The sequence below is a fragment of the Flavobacterium taihuense genome, from assembly GCF_019351435.1.
Classification (GTDB): Bacteria; Bacteroidota; Bacteroidia; order Flavobacteriales; family Flavobacteriaceae; genus Flavobacterium; species Flavobacterium taihuense.
In genome coordinates, this window is sequence record NZ_JAHWYN010000028.1 from 14,162 (window position 1) to 33,549 (window position 19,388).

At 33.8% G+C, this 19,388-nt stretch carries 19 protein-coding genes; 10 read left to right on the top strand and 9 right to left on the bottom strand.

The features are described 5' to 3' along the window. Positions 1–58: 58 nt before the first annotated feature. Entirely contained in the window at positions 59–1,153 is a 1,095-nt protein-coding gene (locus KZH69_RS19100; RefSeq protein ID WP_219319075.1) for a BamA/TamA family outer membrane protein, read from the bottom strand. Positions 1,154–1,604: 451 nt separating this feature from the next. Here KZH69_RS19100 and KZH69_RS19105 point away from each other — a divergent pair, with 451 nt between their 5' ends. From KZH69_RS19105 to KZH69_RS19130, 6 genes are all read left to right on the top strand, one after another. Beyond that, a complete protein-coding gene (locus KZH69_RS19105; RefSeq protein ID WP_219319076.1) occupies positions 1,605–2,558 on the top strand; it encodes a T9SS C-terminal target domain-containing protein in 954 nt (317 codons plus the stop codon). A gap of 175 nt (positions 2,559–2,733) precedes the next feature. Continuing rightward, on the top strand, positions 2,734–4,596 hold the full coding sequence (locus KZH69_RS19110; RefSeq protein WP_219319077.1) for an ABC-F family ATP-binding cassette domain-containing protein: 1,863 nt from the start codon (positions 2,734–2,736) through the stop codon (positions 4,594–4,596). A 399-nt stretch (positions 4,597–4,995) separates the two neighbouring features. After that, the gene (locus KZH69_RS19115) at positions 4,996–5,691 is read left to right on the top strand and encodes a hypothetical protein (protein WP_219319078.1); all 696 of its coding nucleotides are present in this window, start codon (positions 4,996–4,998) and stop codon (positions 5,689–5,691) included. A 207-nt stretch (positions 5,692–5,898) separates the two neighbouring features. Beyond that, positions 5,899–6,471, top strand: a complete 573-nt coding sequence (locus KZH69_RS19120; protein WP_219319079.1) for a hypothetical protein — start codon at positions 5,899–5,901, stop codon at positions 6,469–6,471. A gap of 212 nt (positions 6,472–6,683) precedes the next feature. Further along, the gene (locus KZH69_RS19125) at positions 6,684–7,940 is read left to right on the top strand and encodes a BamA/TamA family outer membrane protein (RefSeq protein ID WP_219319080.1); all 1,257 of its coding nucleotides are present in this window, start codon (positions 6,684–6,686) and stop codon (positions 7,938–7,940) included. A gap of 114 nt (positions 7,941–8,054) precedes the next feature. Then, on the top strand, positions 8,055–8,537 hold the full coding sequence (locus tag KZH69_RS19130) for an FKBP-type peptidyl-prolyl cis-trans isomerase (protein ID WP_219319081.1): 483 nt from the start codon (positions 8,055–8,057) through the stop codon (positions 8,535–8,537). A 147-nt stretch (positions 8,538–8,684) separates the two neighbouring features. Here KZH69_RS19130 and KZH69_RS19135 read toward each other — a convergent pair whose 3' ends face one another. Both KZH69_RS19135 and KZH69_RS19140 read right to left on the bottom strand, forming a co-directional pair. Then, complete coding sequence (locus tag KZH69_RS19135) at positions 8,685–9,071, bottom strand: response regulator (RefSeq protein WP_255558509.1); 387 nt, start codon at positions 9,069–9,071, stop codon at positions 8,685–8,687. A gap of 8 nt (positions 9,072–9,079) precedes the next feature. Continuing rightward, positions 9,080–10,543 (bottom strand): PAS domain-containing sensor histidine kinase, encoded by a 1,464-nt coding sequence (locus tag KZH69_RS19140; RefSeq protein WP_219319083.1) that lies wholly within the window; start codon positions 10,541–10,543, stop codon positions 9,080–9,082. A gap of 597 nt (positions 10,544–11,140) precedes the next feature. On the opposite strand from KZH69_RS19140, the gene KZH69_RS20615 reads away from it, so the two are divergent. Continuing rightward, positions 11,141–11,584, top strand: coding sequence for a hypothetical protein (locus KZH69_RS20615; protein WP_255558510.1), 444 nt, complete (start codon positions 11,141–11,143; stop codon positions 11,582–11,584). Between the two features lie 181 nt (positions 11,585–11,765). Here the strand turns inward: KZH69_RS20615 and KZH69_RS19150 are convergent, their stop codons facing one another. Continuing rightward, positions 11,766–13,316 (bottom strand): SDR family NAD(P)-dependent oxidoreductase, encoded by a 1,551-nt coding sequence (locus KZH69_RS19150; RefSeq protein WP_439649470.1) that lies wholly within the window; start codon positions 13,314–13,316, stop codon positions 11,766–11,768. A gap of 197 nt (positions 13,317–13,513) precedes the next feature. On the opposite strand from KZH69_RS19150, the gene KZH69_RS19155 reads away from it, so the two are divergent. Both KZH69_RS19155 and KZH69_RS19160 read left to right on the top strand, forming a co-directional pair. Beyond that, a complete protein-coding gene (locus KZH69_RS19155; RefSeq protein ID WP_219319084.1) occupies positions 13,514–14,293 on the top strand; it encodes an O-methyltransferase in 780 nt (259 codons plus the stop codon). 32 nt (positions 14,294–14,325) lie between these two features. Beyond that, entirely contained in the window at positions 14,326–14,955 is a 630-nt protein-coding gene (locus KZH69_RS19160; RefSeq protein ID WP_219319085.1) for a carbonic anhydrase, read from the top strand. A 326-nt stretch (positions 14,956–15,281) separates the two neighbouring features. Here KZH69_RS19160 and KZH69_RS19165 read toward each other — a convergent pair whose 3' ends face one another. Then, positions 15,282–15,962 (bottom strand): DUF6565 domain-containing protein, encoded by a 681-nt coding sequence (locus tag KZH69_RS19165; RefSeq protein WP_219319086.1) that lies wholly within the window; start codon positions 15,960–15,962, stop codon positions 15,282–15,284. 103 nt (positions 15,963–16,065) lie between these two features. Here KZH69_RS19165 and KZH69_RS19170 point away from each other — a divergent pair, with 103 nt between their 5' ends. Next, positions 16,066–16,329 (top strand): hypothetical protein, encoded by a 264-nt coding sequence (locus KZH69_RS19170; RefSeq protein WP_219319087.1) that lies wholly within the window; start codon positions 16,066–16,068, stop codon positions 16,327–16,329. Between the two features lie 197 nt (positions 16,330–16,526). Here KZH69_RS19170 and KZH69_RS20620 read toward each other — a convergent pair whose 3' ends face one another. The 4 genes from KZH69_RS20620 to KZH69_RS19185 all read right to left on the bottom strand — a co-directional run bounded on the left by KZH69_RS20620 (position 16,527) and on the right by KZH69_RS19185 (position 18,611). Continuing rightward, entirely contained in the window at positions 16,527–16,745 is a 219-nt protein-coding gene (locus KZH69_RS20620; RefSeq protein ID WP_255558511.1) for a thymidylate synthase, read from the bottom strand. A 54-nt stretch (positions 16,746–16,799) separates the two neighbouring features. Further along, complete coding sequence (locus KZH69_RS20625; protein WP_255558512.1) at positions 16,800–17,033, bottom strand: hypothetical protein; 234 nt, start codon at positions 17,031–17,033, stop codon at positions 16,800–16,802. A gap of 188 nt (positions 17,034–17,221) precedes the next feature. Continuing rightward, positions 17,222–17,452: a hypothetical protein gene (locus tag KZH69_RS19180; protein ID WP_219319088.1), complete on the bottom strand. Its 231-nt coding sequence runs from the start codon at positions 17,450–17,452 to the stop codon at positions 17,222–17,224. A gap of 13 nt (positions 17,453–17,465) precedes the next feature. Next, complete coding sequence (locus tag KZH69_RS19185) at positions 17,466–18,611, bottom strand: hypothetical protein (protein WP_219319089.1); 1,146 nt, start codon at positions 18,609–18,611, stop codon at positions 17,466–17,468. Between the last annotated feature and the right edge of the window lie 777 nt (positions 18,612–19,388).

A 19,388-nucleotide genomic window follows, 5' to 3' on the forward strand; every position in this document is an offset into this window, starting at 1 on the left:
GTCTTAAAGACACAATGTTTACTAATCACAAAGTCGAACACCAATAAATTTTTAGAAATTAAAAATTCTCTGAAAGCCCCACTCTAAAAGTCCAATCATCTTTGCTGACACCATAATCTAAAACCAGATTGCAATCATTTAGTTTATTCCACTTTATTCTCAAACCAGCTCCGATTGCGGGAGTCCAATTGTCAAAATGATAGGTATCTAGATTGGACACCGAAGAAAAATTACCATAAAACACTGCTCCTAGAAATCCGTTTCTTGTGATATCAGTACGGTATTCTGTTTCCAAATACAATAAGGAATTACTTCGGTAGCGGTTACGGGTGAATCCCCTACCGGTTTTACCATAACGATCCCAACCAATACTTGGCAAATCTAGATAATGGGGCTTTCCGTCAAAAACAACCCAATAAAAGGCTCTGGTTGCCAAAACTTTATGACGAGTTTTGCTAAAGGAATGATACTTTCGCGCATCAATGTAGATTGATTTCCAATTGGTGTCACTTCCAAAAATACTATTGTTTAACCTGTAATCTGCCTCGAAATAATAACCTTGCGTGGGATTCAAAATATTTTTCCGGGAATCATATAAAGCTTGAAAAGCAATTCCTGAAGAAAGTTCGTTTGAGTAATCTCCTTTTTGGTATATCGTAAAATCAGTTGGCTCAGCTATTTTAGAATCTTCGGAAATATCTTGATAGTTATCCAACTGAAAACCCAATCCTAAACGAAAATCTCCTTTTATTTTTCGGCTTACAAACTGATAAAATCGAATCTGCTGATAATTCACCTCCGATTGTGGGTCTTTGGTACTATTACCGCCCAAACCATAGGTGAATTGTGGATAGATCATAAACCGATAATCGCCTATGAAATTATATTTATTGTCCTTGGTATAAATATAAGACTGAATTGGAAAAGAATATTGCCCCGTAAAACTAGTCGTTGGCGTAAAATAAACTTCAGACATTTTGGTGGTTTCATGATTTTTATCCAGAAAAAAAGTGGTTACGAAGGACACTACCAATCCTCCTTCGGCACTCTTTAAATCGGGAGCAGGCATTAATGAAAAAGCTACTTTACTTTGAGTTTCTCGCTTTTTGAGGCTGTCATTTTTCAAAAAAATGGTTTTAAAAATTTGCTTCATATCCAAATCATTATTTCTAAAATCTATTTTCTGTGAAAATGAAGAAAATGAAGAAATAATAACAAAAAACAGAAGTAACTTTTGTTTAATCAAACCCATTATTTTTTGATTGACATTTATCTTTATTACATTTCAAATATAAGGAAAAAAGCACAAATACATAAGCAATATTAACTGATTTTAAAAGAATTATCGAGCTACTTATAGCGATTTCTCTTCTGTTGAGAAAACAACCTTTGAGGATAAAAACAATACAACCTCTTTAGCCCCGATGGAAGGGAAAATCTCCCGATTTAGGAAAACAAGGCTTTTTTTGCCGTAGTTTTTCTTTATCGGGAATTGGAATGACAGCGGGAACATTGCTTCCAAAAAAACCTAATCATTCGCTCCAAAACCTTTTTAGTATGGAATTGTTAAATATCTTACTTTTGATTTCTATTTGAAAACTGTGATGCAAAAAACAATTCTGCTTTTCTTTCTGTTTGTGACTGGTTCTTATGCCCAAATTCAGGGATGTACGGATCATTTTGCGAAAAATTTCAATCCAAAAGCTACGGTAAATAATGGCAGTTGTGAATACGCTTCTGCAAAAGTAAAAGCGCAATTCTCAGAAAAATTAAGCGATTCCATTCCGGAAACTTCAGGTTTAATTGCTTTTGATCATTTATTATGGGCACACAATGACGATCATGATACGACTCTTTATGGATTAGACCAAAAAGGGCAAATCAAGAAAAAAATCACACTACAAGGACTAAAAAACAACGACTGGGAAGAAATTACGCAGGATAGTTTGTATCTCTATATTGGCGATTTTGGAAACAATTACAAAGGCAACCGAAAAGATTTAAAGATTTTGAGAATTGATAAAAAATCGGCTTTAATGAATGTTCCTGTAATCGACACCATTTCATTTTCCTATTCGAAACAAACTGATTTTACGGTTCAAAAAGCAAATACAACTGATTTTGACTGTGAGGCTTTTGTGATTTTAAAAGACAGTATTTATTTGTTTACCAAACAGTGGACTGACGAGAAAACAACTGTGTATCGCTTGCCCAAATATCCCGGAACTTATATTGCACAACTTAAAGAAACATTGAATGTACAAGGACTGATTACCGGCGCAACCGTATTGCCTACTGAAAAAGGAATCATTTTATGCGGATATTCTAAAATGCTTCATCCGTTTCTATACCTACTATACGATCACCAAAACACTCACTTTTCGACTGGACACCAACGAAAAATTAAAATCGCACTTCCATTCCATCAGATTGAAGGAATTGCCACAGAAGACGGATCATTGTTCTATCTAACGAATGAATCTACTGTAAAAAAGCCCTTTATAAACACTCCCCAACAAATACATTCTATTGATTTGAGCCCGTATTTGAAAGAGTAATCTAGATAATCAAACTATTTAAAAATCATGAAAGCCGTTTAAACCCCATCTTTGGCGTTATATCTGTATTTACTGTTAAATAATGTTTGTCCTTTAAGCGTTTGACATTGCGTTTAAAAATAAACAATTCGCATTTAGTCTTATAATAGCTTACTTTTGCCAAAAAATTAGCCTTGTGAATTATTTATCAGTAGAGAATATATCTAAATCTTTTGGAGAGCGTACGCTGTTCAAAGACATTTCCTTTGGAATCAACAAAGACCAAAAAATTGCTTTTATCGCCAAAAACGGCTCGGGTAAAACCACTATTATGAACATCATAAACGGTTTTGACGAGCCTGATACTGGACAAGTGGTACTTCGAAAAAGTATCCGAATGGCTTTTTTGTCACAGGACAATAAACTACAAGATGAATTGACGATTGAGGAAAGTATTTTCGCATCGGACAATGAGAGCTTGAAAGTAATTGAAGCTTACGAAAAAGCATTAGAAAATCCTGAAGACGAAGAAGCATACCAAAAAGCTTTTGACGCAATGGATCGACACAATGCATGGGATTTTGAGACACAATACAAACAAATTTTGTTCAAACTGAAGTTGGAAGACTTTAAACTGAAAGTAAAAAGTCTTTCGGGTGGACAGAAAAAAAGGTTGTCTCTTGCTATCATTTTGATCAACCGTCCCGATTTATTGATTCTGGATGAGCCGACGAATCACTTGGATCTCGAAATGATCGAATGGTTGGAAAGTTATTTTGCAAAAGAGAATATCACGTTATTTATGGTAACGCATGACCGTTTCTTTTTGGAGCGCGTTTGTAATGAAATCATCGAACTGGACAACGGAAAAATATACCAATACAAAGGAAACTATTCGTATTACTTAGAGAAAAAAGAAGAGCGCATTGCCTCCGAAAATGCGAGTGTCGATAAAGCGCAAAACTTGTTTGTCAAAGAATTGGAATGGATGCGTCGCCAACCGAAAGCGAGAACAACCAAATCAAAATCGCGTCAGGATGATTTTTACGATATAAAGGAAAAAGCCCAAAGTCGCCGAAAAGAAAACGTGGTGGAACTGGAGATTAATATGGAACGAATGGGAAGTAAAATCATAGAGCTTCACAAAATTTCCAAAAAATTCAAGGATCGTATCATTCTGGATAATTTTAGTTATGATTTTCAACGTGGAGAACGCATTGGAATTATTGGTAAAAACGGAACCGGAAAATCTACTTTCCTAAATCTTTTGACAGGAACTATTCCTTTAGATGGTGGAAAAGTAGTAATTGGAGATACAATTAAAATTGGTTATTATACCCAAAGCGGGATTAACCCAAAACCGGGTCAACGTGTAATTGATGTTATTAAGGAATACGGAGAATTTATTCCGTTAACGAAAGGCAGATTGATTTCGGCTTCTCAATTGTTGGAGCGTTTTCTTTTTGATGCCAAAAAACAATACGATTACGTAGAAAAACTGAGTGGTGGTGAATTGAAACGTTTGTATTTGTGTACCGTTTTGATTCAGAATCCAAACTTTTTGATTCTCGATGAGCCAACGAATGATTTGGATATTGTTACTTTAAATGTATTAGAAAGTTTCCTTTTGGACTATCCGGGATGTTTGGTAGTGGTTTCACACGACCGTTATTTTATGGACAAAATCGTGGATCAGTTGTTCATTTTTAGAGGTCAGGGTGAGATTGAAACATTTCCTGGAAATTACTCGGATTTTAGAGCCTATGAAGACAGTACTGATGTAGCTCAGAAAGAAGATAACAAAACAGAAAAAAAAGAATGGAAGCAAAACAATCCAACCGGGAATTTGACTTTCAACGAGCAAAAAGAATTTCAGAAAATTGAGAAAGAAATCAAAGATTTAGAAATCGATAAAACCAAGATCGAGCAATTGTTCTCGGATGGAAAAGTAGCCGATGCCGACATCGAAAAGAAAGCCAAAGAACTCGAAAATCTCATCAAGAAAATTGAAAGTAAAGAGGAACGATGGTTTGAACTGAGTGCCAAGATGGAAGGGTAAATTTTTAATTTGCAGTGTTCAGAATTCAGTTTGCAGAATTTGAGCACTTATTTAAAATAGTTTTAAAACCACAATGGAATATAAATTCTATTGTGGTTTTTGTTTTTTGTATAAAAAACAAATTACTGTTAATAAATGTGGTAATTTTGTATATTAATAACACTTCCTCAAAGCTATTATTATAAAATTTAGTTAAAAGGTTCGTCATAGCAAATAAGTCAAGAGCCGTTTTTTAATGATATTTTTCTTGATGCGACGACCATTCATCAAAGCGCATCATTCATAACTGACGAAAATTATCATTAAAAACTAATTTACAACCTACATGTAAATTTAACCGATTAACACACCTATTCTAGGAGTTAATAATATTACCCAATATTAAAATAATTCAATCCTATGAAAAACAGAGTCTTATTTTTAATTTTTGCTACATTAACCGGATGTGGTCCTGTATATTATGTACCAAATACCCAAAATGTGCCCGTAATGAAAAACAAAGGGCAAACCAATTTGTCTTTAGGCCTCAATGTATCAGAAAGCACTGATGGTTTTGAATTGCAAGGCGCTTATGGATTGACAGATAAAATTACCATACAGCTTAATACTGATTGGGTTAAATCTTCGGATGATGCATCAAATGGTTCGGGTAATTTTGTAGAATTGGGTATTGGTTATTATAAAAAAATATCAAACTCATTTGTTTTTGAAACTTATGGACTACTAGGTTATGGTAGTATGAAATACAGCGAAAATTACGATTATCTTCAAGAAATTAAAGCTAACTTTTTTCGTTTGGGTTTACAACCCTGCATAAGTTTTAGTAGCAAATACTTTATCGCTTCTTTATCAGGAAGATTTGCAAATATAAATTACAATTCTATTAGCGGAAATTATTATGAAGTTGATTATTTAAAAACTAATAACTCGTATTGGTTAGTAGAACCCGCTTTAACCGTTCAAGCTGGTTTTGAAAACATTAAATTACAGATACAATTTCAACTCAGTGATAATCTTACTAATTCAAATTTCAGCCAAGATTACTCACTTTTTTCTGTGGGCTTGAAAGTCAATTTAAATTCCAAAAAAAAATAATACATTTTAAATAACCATATAATTAACACGTAATAAGCACCTTAATTCAATTTCTCAGTTTTCCGTAAGGGAGAAATTTCATTTATTTTAACATAAAAAAGTCACAACAAAATTTAACCTTCAGTTTTTTTTCTCCATTTATTTTAAAAAAATATACTTTTAGAATTCAATCTTTTAACCTAAATTTATATTTCATAAATCATTCTAATGAAAAAAGCAACACTCCTTGTTTTCATAGTCATTTCCATGCAATTACAGGCGCAGTCTAAAAACGATACCGATTCTTTCCAAAAAAATGAACCTTCAAAATGGAATTTTGGAGTGGAATTAGATGTTCTACCGTATGCAACCGGAGGTTATTTTGGAGCAGTTTGGGTAGGTAAAAAGAAATGGCGCACCAGAGCTCTTATTGCCGATGTCAACAAACCCGACTTCACAACCAAAGACGGTTTTACCAATCATAACGTAAAGGCTTATGCCGTAGTTTTGGATCGCTTTTTGAAAGACAATTGGAAAGGCTGGTGGATTGGAGGTGGACCCGTTTATTGGAAAAGTAATATTCAAAGTGACACCAGTAATGCTACAAAAAATTTCGAAAACTTTTTATTAAACGGAAGTTTAGGTTATAATTTCACAATTTACAAAAACATCTATATATCGCCCTGGGCAGGTTTAAGCCTTAAAGTTGCAGGTAATGATGAATTCATTCTGGACAACAAAGAGTACAATTTACCTTTACTCAATCCGGAAGTTTCAATCAAATTTGGAATTCATTTTTAATACATTATTTCAAATTAAAGTAATAACTTCAAATTTACATGCTTTTTATCCCTGTTTTTTCAGATTGTGTTACAGAAACAAGTAATAAAACAAGTTTATTACCTTAAATTAAATCCTTACAAAGAAAATTTGTTTAGTTTTATGTTTTGTTTTCAAAGAATAGATTTAGCAAAATCCAAATACACATTTTGGTTAAAGCACGAAACTTCATTATGAATTTTACAAATATTTTGAAATTGAGAATTGTATTTCTTTTTTTTCTTATTTATTCTCAAGCTACTTTTTCACAAGAAGAGAAAAAAGATAAGGAAATAAAACAAAAACTACGTTCCATTGTTGATTTATTCACAAAGGAAGATACCCTAAAAATAAGCAAACCTGACTCTAAAACAAATTTAATAGCATTCCCCACATTAGGTTACCAACCCGCAAATGGTTTTACTCTTGGATTTATAAGCCAATTTAGTTTTAAAATAAAACCGGAAAATAAAATCTCTTTACTATCGGGTGGCGCTTCTTATAGTTCCCAAAAACAAGTGCTGACGTATTTGAAAAACAACATGTACATCAGTAATGATCGATTTTTCTTCAGTGGTGACTTTCGATATTATATTTTTTCGCAATCCAATTATGGTTTAGGGACTGATATTATTCCATGGGGTACCGAATTTAAAACATTCGATTTTAACACCATAGAACAACCCATGAATTACAATTACTTTAAATTTCATGAAACGGTATCTTACAATATTTTTCCCTCTTTTTTTATTGGAGCAGGAATACATTTTGACAGTTATTCCAACATCGACGATAAGCTTTTGGATGTTGCCAACGAACAATACACCTACCATTATAATTACTCCAAAAAATATGGTTTTAGTGATAAGAATTATGCTGTCAATGGTGTTAGTATGAACTTTATATACGACACTAGAGACAATCTGATAAATACGAATAACGGTTTGTATCTTAATATGAATTACCGCTACAATCCACAAACAAATCTCAACAAACACAGCAGCTCTACTTTATTACTTGAAACCAGATATTTTATCCCCATCAGTAAAACAAACAAGCAACATGTCGTCGGGTTTTGGGCTTATGGTCAATTTTTGGCAAGCGGTAAACTCCCCTATTTGAATCTTCCTGCAATAGGTTGGGATCAAAATAGCCGCAGCGGAAAAGGATACACACAAGGACTTTTTAGAGGTACAAACTTGATGTATTTTGAAAGTGAATACCGTTTTCCAATTACTAAAAATCAAATGATCAGCGGAACAGTATTTGCCAATGCAACCACAGCTAGTGATATTGATAAAAGCCTCCGATTATTCGAATCTATTCAACCTGCCGTAGGAGTAGGATTAAGAGTCCTGCTTGATAAAACGACCCTTACCAATTTTATAGTAAATTTTGGATTGGGGCGTGATTCTCAAACTTTTTATTTTAATGACGGGGAAGGATTCTAAGACAACTAAAACAGAAATTCAGACAAACCCCATTCTACTATTTTGGATACTGATACTTTTAAAAAAATCACTTTCAAATTTTGCTATATTTGTGTTTTTTAAACCCAATTTACTATGAAACACATTTTATCATTACTACTAGCCTTGACTCTTTTTATTTCTTGTTCTAAAGGAAAAGAAAAAGAAGTAACAGTTGAAAAAGAAGCAGCAGTTGATTTCGTTGCTAAAAACGACAAAGAAATTACCGATTATATTGCTAAAAACAAATTAAATGCACAAAAAACCGATTCTGGTTTGTATTATGTGATTAACGAACCTGGAAATGGAGTACAACCAACTGCTACTTCTAATGTAACGGTAGCCTACAAAGGTTATTTTACAAATGGAACTACATTTGACGAAAGCAAACCTGAAGGGATTTCATTTGGTTTAAATCAAGTTATAAAAGGCTGGACAGAAGGTATTCCTTATTTTAAAACTGGCGGAAGCGGTATTCTTTTGGTACCGTCGCAACTAGGATATGGAAATAACGATATGGGACCTATTCCTGGAGGTTCGGCACTTATTTTTGAAGTAAAATTAATTTCGGTAAATTAGAAAAAATCGTTCAGACTGATTCAAAATTAGTAACAACAAAAGCCACAACAGAATTAAATTCTGTTGTGGCTTTTTTAATTTATAAAATAACCCCATAATTTTAGAACCCTCGAAAAAACAATTCTTTAACTATTAGTATTATTGACCTTATAAATTCTTTATCATTTCAACCAGTTTATCCTTTGTTACTGGTTTTATGATGAAATCTGAAACCTCATCGATAGCCTTGGCACGGCTAACATCAACAGGAGAAATCGATGACGAACAAATATAAATGGTAATCTTTTTTCCAATCACTGGATTAATCTTAACATATTCCTCAAGAAACTGCCATCCATCCATAATTGGCATACTTAGGTCAAGAAGAATAATATCCGGCAACGCGTCAATGTTTCCCAAATTTTCTTTTAAAAAAACCAAAGCATCGTAGCCATTGTCAAAAATTTTAATGAGATCTACAAGTTTGCTTTGCTCAATCATTTTAGAAGTAAGAAAAACAAATACTTCATCATCATCTACTAGTGTGAGTTGCATAATTGCTGTCATATATTTTGATTATTAAATTCTACAAAAAAGGTACTGCCTTTGTCTGGCTTGCTCTCGACCCATATTTTCCCACCCCTAGATTCAATCTGAGTCTTTGTCATAAAAAGGCCAAATCCTTTTGCATCAGGATGCTTATGAAAAGTTTTTCTAATTTTAAAAAGATTATTTCTATGCAAGTCTAAATCAATTCCTAATCCATTATCACAAACTGAAAGTAGTACTGTATCATTTATTTTTTTTGATTTTATTTTAATCCTGGGCTGGCGTCCATGAGACTTGTATTTAAGTGCATTGCTAACTAAATTAATCAGAATACTTTCAAGATATTTTTGAGGAAAATAAATTATTGGCGCTTCACTTTCATCAAGTTCTATATTGGCCTCATATTCCCTAATCTGGGTTTCAAAACCAATTAGTACCTTATCCAGACAATTCTTTAAATCAACCTTGTCTGCTTGAATTCCTGTTTCATGCTGAATTTGAATGGATTCAACTAATTCGTTAAATATTTCCATAAGGTTATTGACCACTGGTTTTATCTTTGTATGCACTATTTGCCTTTCGTTGTCATCAGTGCTTTGATCAATATAATCAATCAACATTGAAATATTAATCAATGGTGCTCTTAAATTGTGTGAAACAATATTACAGAAATCAACTAATTGAGTATTCTTAAATTCCAAGGCTGAAGAGTATTTAATCAAATCCTCTTCAGCTTTTTTTCGCAATGTTATATCAGAGCGTATCGCGACATATTGAAAAGGTTTACCTAACTCATTGAGAAACGGAACGATGGTTGTATCTACCCAATAATAAGATCCATCTTTAGCTCTGTTTTTGAGCTCTCCTTTCCAAATTTTGCCATTGGCAATGGTAATCCACAAATCATGAATAAATGCCTTAGAATGAAAACCCGAATTAATAATTCGATGATCTTTGCCTATTAACTCTTCCTTATTATATTTTGAAATTTTGCAGAAATTATCATTCACAAAATTGATAATACCCTTTTGATTAGTGATTGCAACAATAGAGGATTCATCAAGAGCAAATTTATAATCGGATACTTCCTTAAGACTTTTAAGAAGATTTTCTTCACTCAATTTACGTTGGGTAATATCAGATCGTATTGCAACATATTGGTATGGTTTGCCCTCTTGGTTCAAAAAAGGAACGATTGTCGTATCAACCCAATATACAGTTCCATCCTTTGCCTTATTTTTGAGTTCCCCTTTCCATATTTTGCCATTGGCAATCGTCACCCACAAATCTCGGATAAATTCTTTTGGATGAAAACTGGAATTAATAATCCGGTGATCCATCCCAAGCAACTCTTCCCTACTGTATTTTGAAATCCTACAAAAGTTGTCGTTTGCATGAATAATTATACCCTTTGGATCGGTAATAGCCACAATTGCTGACTCGTCAAGTGCATATTTATAATCATCAAGCTCTTTCATAATTAATTGAGGGATTATTATGTTTATTATAAAACGCCCGATGTCTTCTAATTATATTACATACTTATACTTTGCAAAAAAAATATTAACCCTTAAAAAACAACAAGTTATCTATTAACCAATCTTTAGATATAACAGAGTCCTAAAATTGTAATAAAAATAGATCACAATTATTTACATGGAAATTTACAAAAAAAAGAAATACATTTCATACATCTTTATAATTTATTCATAAACTGCTAATCAAAAGCTCTAATTATTCATAACAAAGCTGCCTTTATAAGAAAAAAAAGAGCTTCTAATAAATTAAAAACAAACCAAAACTATGACAGAATTCTATTTTGTCTCATTTTTTTTATCCAAATAATATGGCATTGGTTCAATTTTTATATAAAAATACTGTCCAAATCTTTTCTAATCCAAGCCAAAAAACAAAGACTAAAAAAGATTTCTTCAAAATAAAATCCTTAAATTTACTATACTTTTTTTTGTAAATTCTATTGCATTTTTTTTTAAATATTCATAACTACCACTGGTATTTAGGTAGTTAATCAACTACAAAACTGTTCTTATTATTCATTTTATATTTTAGATATTATGGGAAATTTAAGTTTAAGACCAAAAGGTGATTTCACTTGGACTGCTGAATACCGAGAATTATATATCCTCACTGAACATTGGATATCAGATTTGCAGTTCCATAAACAGGATTTGCATTTTTTGTATCATCTTATCGACAAATATTTCATTTGGCTAATTAATGAAGAAAATTTGGGTGAAATGAGACATCTATCTTCAGGCTTGTCTGAAACAAACAAAAACTGTGACAGACTGCTCGAGAAAACGTCCAAACATCTTACCCATTTGGGCGAACTAATTGATGATCCTTTTAAATACGATTCACATAAATTTAGAACCGAGCACGAAGAACTAGAAAATGAAATTACATCTTTCTTCAAAAAGTTCAGAGAAATTAAAAAAGAAACCTTTGCTGATATGGAACCCATTATTGAAAAAGAAGTTAAAAGACTAACTCCGTAAGGTCTTCACCACAAAGACACAACTTCTCAAAATCAATAGACTAGTATACATAAGTAATTATTGGGATATATCACCGCTCTGATAGTATTTAAAGTTTTTCCACACTAGAAAAGAATAACACTGAAAAAACCACATCAAAATTAGATTTTGATGTGGTTTTTTTTTATAAAATCTACGGTTATTACCAAGCAATCGGATTATAATCTTTCAAAAACTTCCCGCACCAATGTTTTCCTGTATTGATTCCGTCAAACAGCGGATCCATAACCCGGGCTGCACCATCAACAATATCTAATGGCGGCTGAAAATCTTGTTCATCTTGTTTTCGTTTGGCTAATTCTGCTGGATCTTCGTCGGTTACCCAACCAGTGTCAACCGCATTCATAAAAATTCCATCTTTTGCTAGGGTTCCTGCGGCAGTGTGCGTAAGCATATTCAAGGCTGCTTTGGCCATATTGGTATGCGGATGACGGTCTTCCTTAAAATCCCGATAGAATTTCCCTTCCATAGCCGAAACATTAATAATATGCTTTTTACCCGTGTTGTCTTTCTTCATTACTTCGGAAAGACGGTTACACAAAACAAAAGGGGCTACCGAATTGACCAGTTGCACTTCAATCATTTCAGTAGTTTCGATTTGTCCTAATTTTAATCTCCAACTGTTTACTTTTCGCAAATCTACTTGCTGTAAGTCGGCATCGAGTTTACCTTCCGGAAAAACTTCTTGTGCGACCAACATATTATCAAAAGAATATGGAATTTGCGATAATTTTGCAGAAGCTCTTAAACCAATTCCAGGTTCCGGTCCGTGCCAAGTTACGGGCATATTTTGATTCGAAGAAGCTCCTGATGTCAATACTTTTAGCTCATCTAAACAATTGATATGATCCAACAACAATTCTTGTGCTGATTTTGGCAACGTAGCTATGGGTCGCTCTTCGTTTTCCATTAAGTGAGTATAGAATCCCGCAGGACGTCTCACGGTTTGTGCGGCATTGTTGATTAGAATATCCAATCGACCATATTTTTGTTCAATGAAATTACAAAAAATCTCCACGCTCGGAATATGTCTTAAATCCAGTCCGTGAATTTTCAAGCGATGCCCCCACTCCATAAAATCGTCTTCTTTAGCAAAACGCAAAGCCGAATCTACCGGAAAACGAGTCGTTGCAACAACCGTTGCGCCTCCACGCAATAGCATTAGAGTAATATGGTACCCTATTTTCAATCGAGATCCAGTAATCACAGCAATTTGCCCTTGTACATCTGCCGTTTGAAAACGTTTAGCATAATTAAAATCACCACAATCGGGACACATTGAGTCATAAAAATGGTGCATTTTGGTAAACTCCGTTTTGCACACATAACACTTTCTAGGTGTCTCCAACTCCAATTGCTCTTTCCTAGCGAGATCATTTACCGCCAACAATTTTGGAGCCACAAAAATACTTGCTTCACGCGCAGAACGGATTCCAGTTTCTTTACGAGCCGTTCTGTCTTTCTTTTCCTGTTTGCGTTTGGCCAATGCTTTCCCGTCCTTTTTTCTTTTAGCAAACTCATCGCGGTCAGGACGAGAAAATTGTCCAGCGGCTTTTATTAAAGCAATTCTTTGCTCTTTTGGTATCTCAAAAATCTGATCTGTATCCGCGTTCAGTTGTGACAAAATAGCAATACATTGATTTACCTCTTCCAATGTTATAGCATTTGTTCCTTCTAGTACTTCCTTCATCATTATAAAATTCTTTTCTTTTCTTGGCACAAATTCCAAGCGCGCAAATATAGTCTTTAAAGTGAGACCTAAATAGTAAATAGTGAGAAGTGTCTTCCTTGCATTCATCAAATCTTCTATTCCCTATTTACGAATCACTTCACATTATTTTGCTTTTTAGTATCTTCGCCCTCACATTACAAAACTGTGATTGAACTTTTATGCTATTCCAAATCAAATCCTATATAAAATTCCTTTGGCATTCGAAAAACGAACATGCGGTACATTCTCCATTTGTCTTTAATTTATTAATCAAATGCTTTTATGACAAGAAATTCAAATCGGAATATGCTGTTTTGAAAAAATACCGAAACAATTTTTTACAAAACAATAACACTATTGAAGTAACAGATTTTGGATCAGGTTCTCGGGTTTTTAAGTCCAATACAAGACAAATTTCCCAAATTGCCAAAATAGCGGGAATTTCAACAAAACGAACCCAGTTATTGCTTCGAATTGTACATTATTTTCAACCCAAAACGATGTTGGAAATCGGAACTTCATTAGGATTGGCAACCTCTGCCCTAGCGCTGGGTAGTACGAAAGCAAAAATCATAACGCTTGAAGGTTGTCCTGAAACGGCAAAACAAGCTCAATTACAGTTGAAGGAATTTGGCTTTAATAATATAGAATCTGCTGTTGCTGAATTTAATAGTTATTTTAAAAATCATCAACCATCAACCATCAACTACCAACTAATTTACTTCGACGGTAACCATTCAAAAAAAGCAACTTTAGACTATTTCGAATTTTTATTACCTACCATTACCAATGAAACAGTATGGATATTCGATGATATTCACTGGTCAGCAGAAATGGAAGAAGCTTGGGAGATTATAAAAAACCATCCAAAAGTTACCGTAAGTATCGATACTTTTCGATGGGGGTTGGTTTTCTTTAGATACGAACAACCCAAACAACATTTTATAATTAGAACTTAGATTTTTGTATATTTAAATTTCAAAATCAAATTATGGATATTAAACAAATTTTTGAAAACAACCGAAAATGGATTATCAAACAACTCAAAACGGATAAAAGCTATTTTGAAAAATTATCAAAAGGTCAATCTCCTGAATTTCTTTATATAGGTTGTTCCGACAGTCGTGTTTCTGCCGAAGAGCTTATGGGTTTAGAACCAGGAGAGGTTTTCGTGCACCGTAACATTGCCAATATGGTTCCAAATACCGACTTAAATTCGATGTCGGTTATCAATTATGCAGTCGTACATTTAAAAGTAAATCACATAGTCGTTTGTGGACATTATGGCTGCGGCGGCGTATATGCAGCAATGCAGCAATCCGATTTAGGAATCTTAAATCCTTGGCTAAGAAACATTCGCGATGTGTATCGCCTTCACCGAAAAGTACTTGATACAATAACCAATGAAGAAGAAAAATACAAAAAACTTATCGAATTGAATGTTCAGGAACAATGCATTAATATCATCAAAACAGCCGAAGTTCAAAAAGCATATAACGAAAGGGACTTGAAAGTTTCAGGATGGATTTTTGATATTCATAGCGGAAAATTAATCGACCTAAATATAAATTTTACTGAAATATTGAAAGACATTACCAAGATTTACAAAATATCAAACTAAACTACTTCCGTTTTAAAATACTTTCAGAATGCCTCTTTTGAGTTGAATACAAAAAAAAAGACAGTCACCCCCATGACTGTCAATTTCCATTTTAAATAACCAAATCTAAAATCCTAAATAACTATTAATGATTCAACGTTTTTGTGTTGCAAATTTAGAGTATAAAAAATAATCTGCAAAAACAAAAATCGATTAAATACACATAAAATAGATTAAATACATTTATTTTTTTATTTAACGTATTTAATCTTACTAAATAAATTTATATCTAAAGAGCAATAAAAAAATGACAATCATTTCTAATTGCCATTTAATTGAATCAATAATTAATTACCCTTTTTTGCTTTAGCCATTTCGTCTGACTTAGCTCCCATTCTGTTCAAAGTGTACATTGGTGCAAATTTTAATTTCAATCCCGCAATTTTCCCGTTGTCGCTTGAAGTAAGCCCTTCATCTTCAACAGTATTTTTTCTGCTGTCCAATGCTTCATACATTAACTTCACCTCATCCCAATCCTCACGAGTATAACTGTCTTTGTTTTTCTGTGCTGTATCAACGAATAATTGATAAACACCTAGAATATTCTTAGCATTTACCCAAGCAAAATTCATGTCATCACCTACTTTTCCCTCACCAAACAATGCATTTCTCAATTGTTGTTTTGGACTTGCAGCAATTTTAGCTTGATTTTCAGCTTCTGTTTGTGCATCCATTTTAGCTTTCAATTCTTCGTATTTTGCTCTACTCTCATTGATTTGCTCTTGTGCTTTTACATCATCTTTCAAATCTGCTAAAGCCGTTTCTGCTTCTGCATTTCTCAATTCATAATTAGTTTGAATAGATTCCCAATTCTCTTTAGTAGATACTGAATCCAATTTCCCTAATGAATCTACGTAAACAACGTATGTTTCAACCGATTTTTCCGCTTTCATTTTCTTTTCATCTTTACATGAAATAAATCCCAAAGCAATTACTGCCATTCCAAATAATAATTTTCTAGTTTTCATAATTTTGATTTGTTTAACATTTCTTTTCAAATGTAATCCCACATACATCGTATTAAATTTATATGTAGCAATTATACAAACAATCCCAAAAATTCTGAAACAAATGAAAATCAACCAAGTAACAATAATTCATAAACAGAATAACTATTTGGGCGTGACCGATAGTCCCGTCCCAAAAGACGAGACTATCGGTCGTGCTGTCCGTTCCCGCTTTTTTTCAATCCTAAAAAAAAGGATCAAAAAAAGAGCTCCACTGCCATCACTCACGCGGGCGACTACCAACCAACAAAAATCGATTTATACCAGAATTGAGCTTTCAGAAATGATATATAATCGAAAAATTAAAATGAACACAAATTTAAATTAAAATAAACATTTTTTGAGAACAAATATACAAAAGGCTCTACGATGTGTAGAGCCTTTTTAATTACCATTTAAACAACGTTTAAAGCAAACTTAACCTCTTCGCCTCTCAGCAAGGCCTTTGTGCCTTCCAGATTGTTCTCATAAACGTGAACATTACCCAAAAACAACGTAATAGACTTCAATGGTAGTGCTATTTGCTTACTTATCAAGTACAAGTGATATATCAGCGGGCAAGCCTAGATTAGCGTCAGAACTACGCTGATATGCTGTAACAACGAGCTTTCCTTTCTCTATCTGGAACTGAATAAGACTAAGGCACGGCTGTTGGTTACTCTCAGTATTGTTAGAACCTAGAAACAATACATAATTCTTTGAGGTGCGCTTTTCTTTGTTGATACGCTCAATAAGCTTAGGCAACTGCTCAAAATACGTAGGATAGCTATTTACAAGGATAGGACCGCAATAATCCCACTACGAAACGCCAATATCCCTATACGCCTCCGTAGAACGTTCACCTGCCATAAATAGACCTAATTCATCTTTAAGCTTTTTTCGAGCCACAGCGTGTCCCTCGAATAGCTCCAACATATCAATTGGCTTTAATTCTAATGTTTGGTTTAAAAGATAAGTAATTGAACCCTTTTTGTTTTGTTGGTTCTTTCCTTTAGTGATAATTTTGTTTAAGATTTGGTGATACTTATTCATTTGATTTTTTTTGATTGATGATTGATTATTCTATATTTGCAGCTCTCAGGATAATTATTAAATAACAAAGCCAACATTAGAAGACTTATGTCCTCCAACGTTGGCTTTGTGCTAATTTTTAATTACCCTGAGAAAGTATTAATTTGTTGGAGGACTATTTTTACTTCCCGACCTCTTGAGAACCTGCATTACTTGTCTATGTTTGGAATACCAAACATTTTTGATAACCCAAAAGCGAAAGGATCAACTACAAGTGTCAAGAACAAAGTAACCTCGTATTTTGCATGAGGTGACAAAAGATTTGTAGCCGCAATATAACCCACAACTATTTTTGTAACCAGAAATGTAATTCTAAACATCCACAATGCCCATAAGGGGGTGGTGTTTTTTAATTGTTTTACTCCAAATTTTGTTTTCATAGTATATAAGTAATTAATATTCCGTAACCAATAATAAGCTGTCAGCATTCAGTTGAGCTGAACTAGCAGCTACTTCACTAGCAAACTGTACTTCAAAGACTCCACTTGTGGTGCATTTAAGATTTAATATTCCTCCTATGTAATGTGGAGAGTTTATTACGCCTACTCCCGTAGTAGTCATAAAACTACCTGCTGTGGTATTGGTTGCATTAACAGCTCTTATCGTTGTTCGTAAGCCAGTCGCCGCCGTTGTTTGAACAATCTCCCCCTCCATTAACCCCATGATGCTACCAGCCCCAGAAGACAATATAAAACCAATACTTCCACCAGTGGTAGTTACAGCAGTTTGATAAGTTCCTATAATTTCAATTTTATATCTTTTTCCTGCGGTCACATTGAAAGTCCAACCTGTCACGGAAGTTCTTGTCACTGTTGAATTTACATAATTAGAGGCTAATGGTAGAGTTGTTACTGTTTGGGGTGCTGTAGTTATAGTTGCACTCCCATTTAGCGGTATAAGTGAACCATTAATAGTAATACCACTAGCTTGCATAAATTCTTTAGTGACTACAGCTTTACCTGTTGCGTCCCCAGTTATATTTGCTATAGTATTTCTTGGTAAGGTTGTAAGTCCTAAATCATTAATCCTAAGACCTATATTTCCTTGCCCATCAGCTAGTATTATATGATTTGATAGTGTCTCTCTTGACCCAATGGCAACATTAATATTTCCAATAACAACATTATAATTACTCCCTGTATTTAAAAAACTTATAGGACCAATTAATATATTAGATTCACCATTTTGTAAACCTCTACCAGCCTGATAACCTATGAAAGTATTATTACTACCAACTCTATAATCAAAACCGGCTAAGTATCCCAATAAAGTATTGTTATCCCCTGTAGTCTGTCCTGCATCCCCTCCGTAACTTTGAGAACCTACTGAGGTATTACCATTACCTGTAGTATTAGTGTACAAAGACCCATTACCTAATCCTGTATTGTGTATCCCAGTAGTAAGGAAGTTACACGATAAATATCCGAATGCAGAATTAAACCCATTACCAGTACCATTTACTGCCTTTAAAGTACCCGTACCAAAACCAGTGTTATTACTACTAGTAGTAATAGCAAGCCCAGACTGGTATCCAAACATTGTATTCTTTCTACCAGTTGTTAATGCAGAAAGAGTCGTTTCACCAAAGGCTGTATTATCTATATTAGCGGTTCCTGTAGTTCCATTAGATGTAACTGAACTAGTACTAATTCTCAGGGGGGATATTACATTTGTGTTATCTGATACCTGCTGTAAAGTAGCTGTAAGAACTCCACTACCTAGAGTTCTTAACGTACCATTGACTGCTCCCCCACCACCAGAATAACTTGGAATATTTAAGGTACTTCCTATTAAGGTAGCCGCACCAGATGTTCCAGTAGTGGTAAGGGTTAGGTTATTTTGTTTTAAGTCGTTCTGTTGTTTTGTTATAAAGTCATCAGGATCAACTCCATTTGCTCCACCAACCCTCCCCGTTCTCTTAATATTAGCATCCTTACTCCCACCTGCATCAATTGTGGTTCCAATTATGGTAAAGTTAGAAGAGCCTTCGCTTGATGACTTAGTTACATACCCTGCTGGACTTGTTTTATAAACCCAAGTAGAATTGTCCGATGCTATGTATAAATTTGATACATTATTTTTAAGGTACTCTAAGTTTGTAACTGGTGGGTTAACAAGGTCAAATATTGTTGCAGTAGCTGGATTTAAGTCATTCGCATATACTATTTTAGAGTAAGTTGTTTGGTATGGGTGGAAAAACCGGTCAAATTGACCACCACTTTCCAGTGTAAATTGACCACCAGTTCCGGAGCAAACTGACCACCACTTTCCAGTTCAAATTGACCACCTAATTTCGGGGTAAATTGATTATTAAAA

Excerpts from the sequence above, each read along its gene's own strand:
- KZH69_RS19125 (WP_219319080.1), top strand. The coding sequence starts at position 6,684 with ATGAATTTTACAAATATTTTGAAATTGAGAATTGTATTTCTTTTTTTT.
- KZH69_RS19115 (WP_219319078.1), top strand. The coding sequence starts at position 4,996 with ATGAAAAACAGAGTCTTATTTTTAATTTTTGCTACATTAACCGGATGT.
- KZH69_RS19150 (WP_439649470.1), bottom strand. The coding sequence starts at position 13,316 with ATGATGAAGGAAGTACTAGAAGGAACAAATGCTATAACATTGGAAGAG.
- KZH69_RS19160 (WP_219319085.1), top strand. The coding sequence starts at position 14,326 with ATGGATATTAAACAAATTTTTGAAAACAACCGAAAATGGATTATCAAA.
- KZH69_RS19155 (WP_219319084.1), top strand. The coding sequence starts at position 13,514 with ATGCTATTCCAAATCAAATCCTATATAAAATTCCTTTGGCATTCGAAA.
- KZH69_RS19180 (WP_219319088.1), bottom strand. The coding sequence starts at position 17,452 with ATGAAAACAAAATTTGGAGTAAAACAATTAAAAAACACCACCCCCTTA.
- KZH69_RS19140 (WP_219319083.1), bottom strand. The coding sequence starts at position 10,543 with ATGAAAGAGCTTGATGATTATAAATATGCACTTGACGAGTCAGCAATT.
- KZH69_RS19135 (WP_255558509.1), bottom strand. The coding sequence starts at position 9,071 with ATGCAACTCACACTAGTAGATGATGATGAAGTATTTGTTTTTCTTACT.
- KZH69_RS19165 (WP_219319086.1), bottom strand. The coding sequence starts at position 15,962 with ATGAAAACTAGAAAATTATTATTTGGAATGGCAGTAATTGCTTTGGGA.
- KZH69_RS19105 (WP_219319076.1), top strand. The coding sequence starts at position 1,605 with ATGCAAAAAACAATTCTGCTTTTCTTTCTGTTTGTGACTGGTTCTTAT.
- KZH69_RS19185 (WP_219319089.1), bottom strand. The coding sequence starts at position 18,611 with ATGTTTGGATACCAGTCTGGGCTTGCTATTACTACTAGTAGTAATAAC.
- KZH69_RS20625 (WP_255558512.1), bottom strand. The coding sequence starts at position 17,033 with ATGAATAAGTATCACCAAATCTTAAACAAAATTATCACTAAAGGAAAG.
- KZH69_RS19100 (WP_219319075.1), bottom strand. The coding sequence starts at position 1,153 with ATGAAGCAAATTTTTAAAACCATTTTTTTGAAAAATGACAGCCTCAAA.
- KZH69_RS19120 (WP_219319079.1), top strand. The coding sequence starts at position 5,899 with ATGAAAAAAGCAACACTCCTTGTTTTCATAGTCATTTCCATGCAATTA.
- KZH69_RS19130 (WP_219319081.1), top strand. The coding sequence starts at position 8,055 with ATGAAACACATTTTATCATTACTACTAGCCTTGACTCTTTTTATTTCT.
- KZH69_RS20615 (WP_255558510.1), top strand. The coding sequence starts at position 11,141 with ATGGGAAATTTAAGTTTAAGACCAAAAGGTGATTTCACTTGGACTGCT.
- KZH69_RS19170 (WP_219319087.1), top strand. The coding sequence starts at position 16,066 with ATGAAAATCAACCAAGTAACAATAATTCATAAACAGAATAACTATTTG.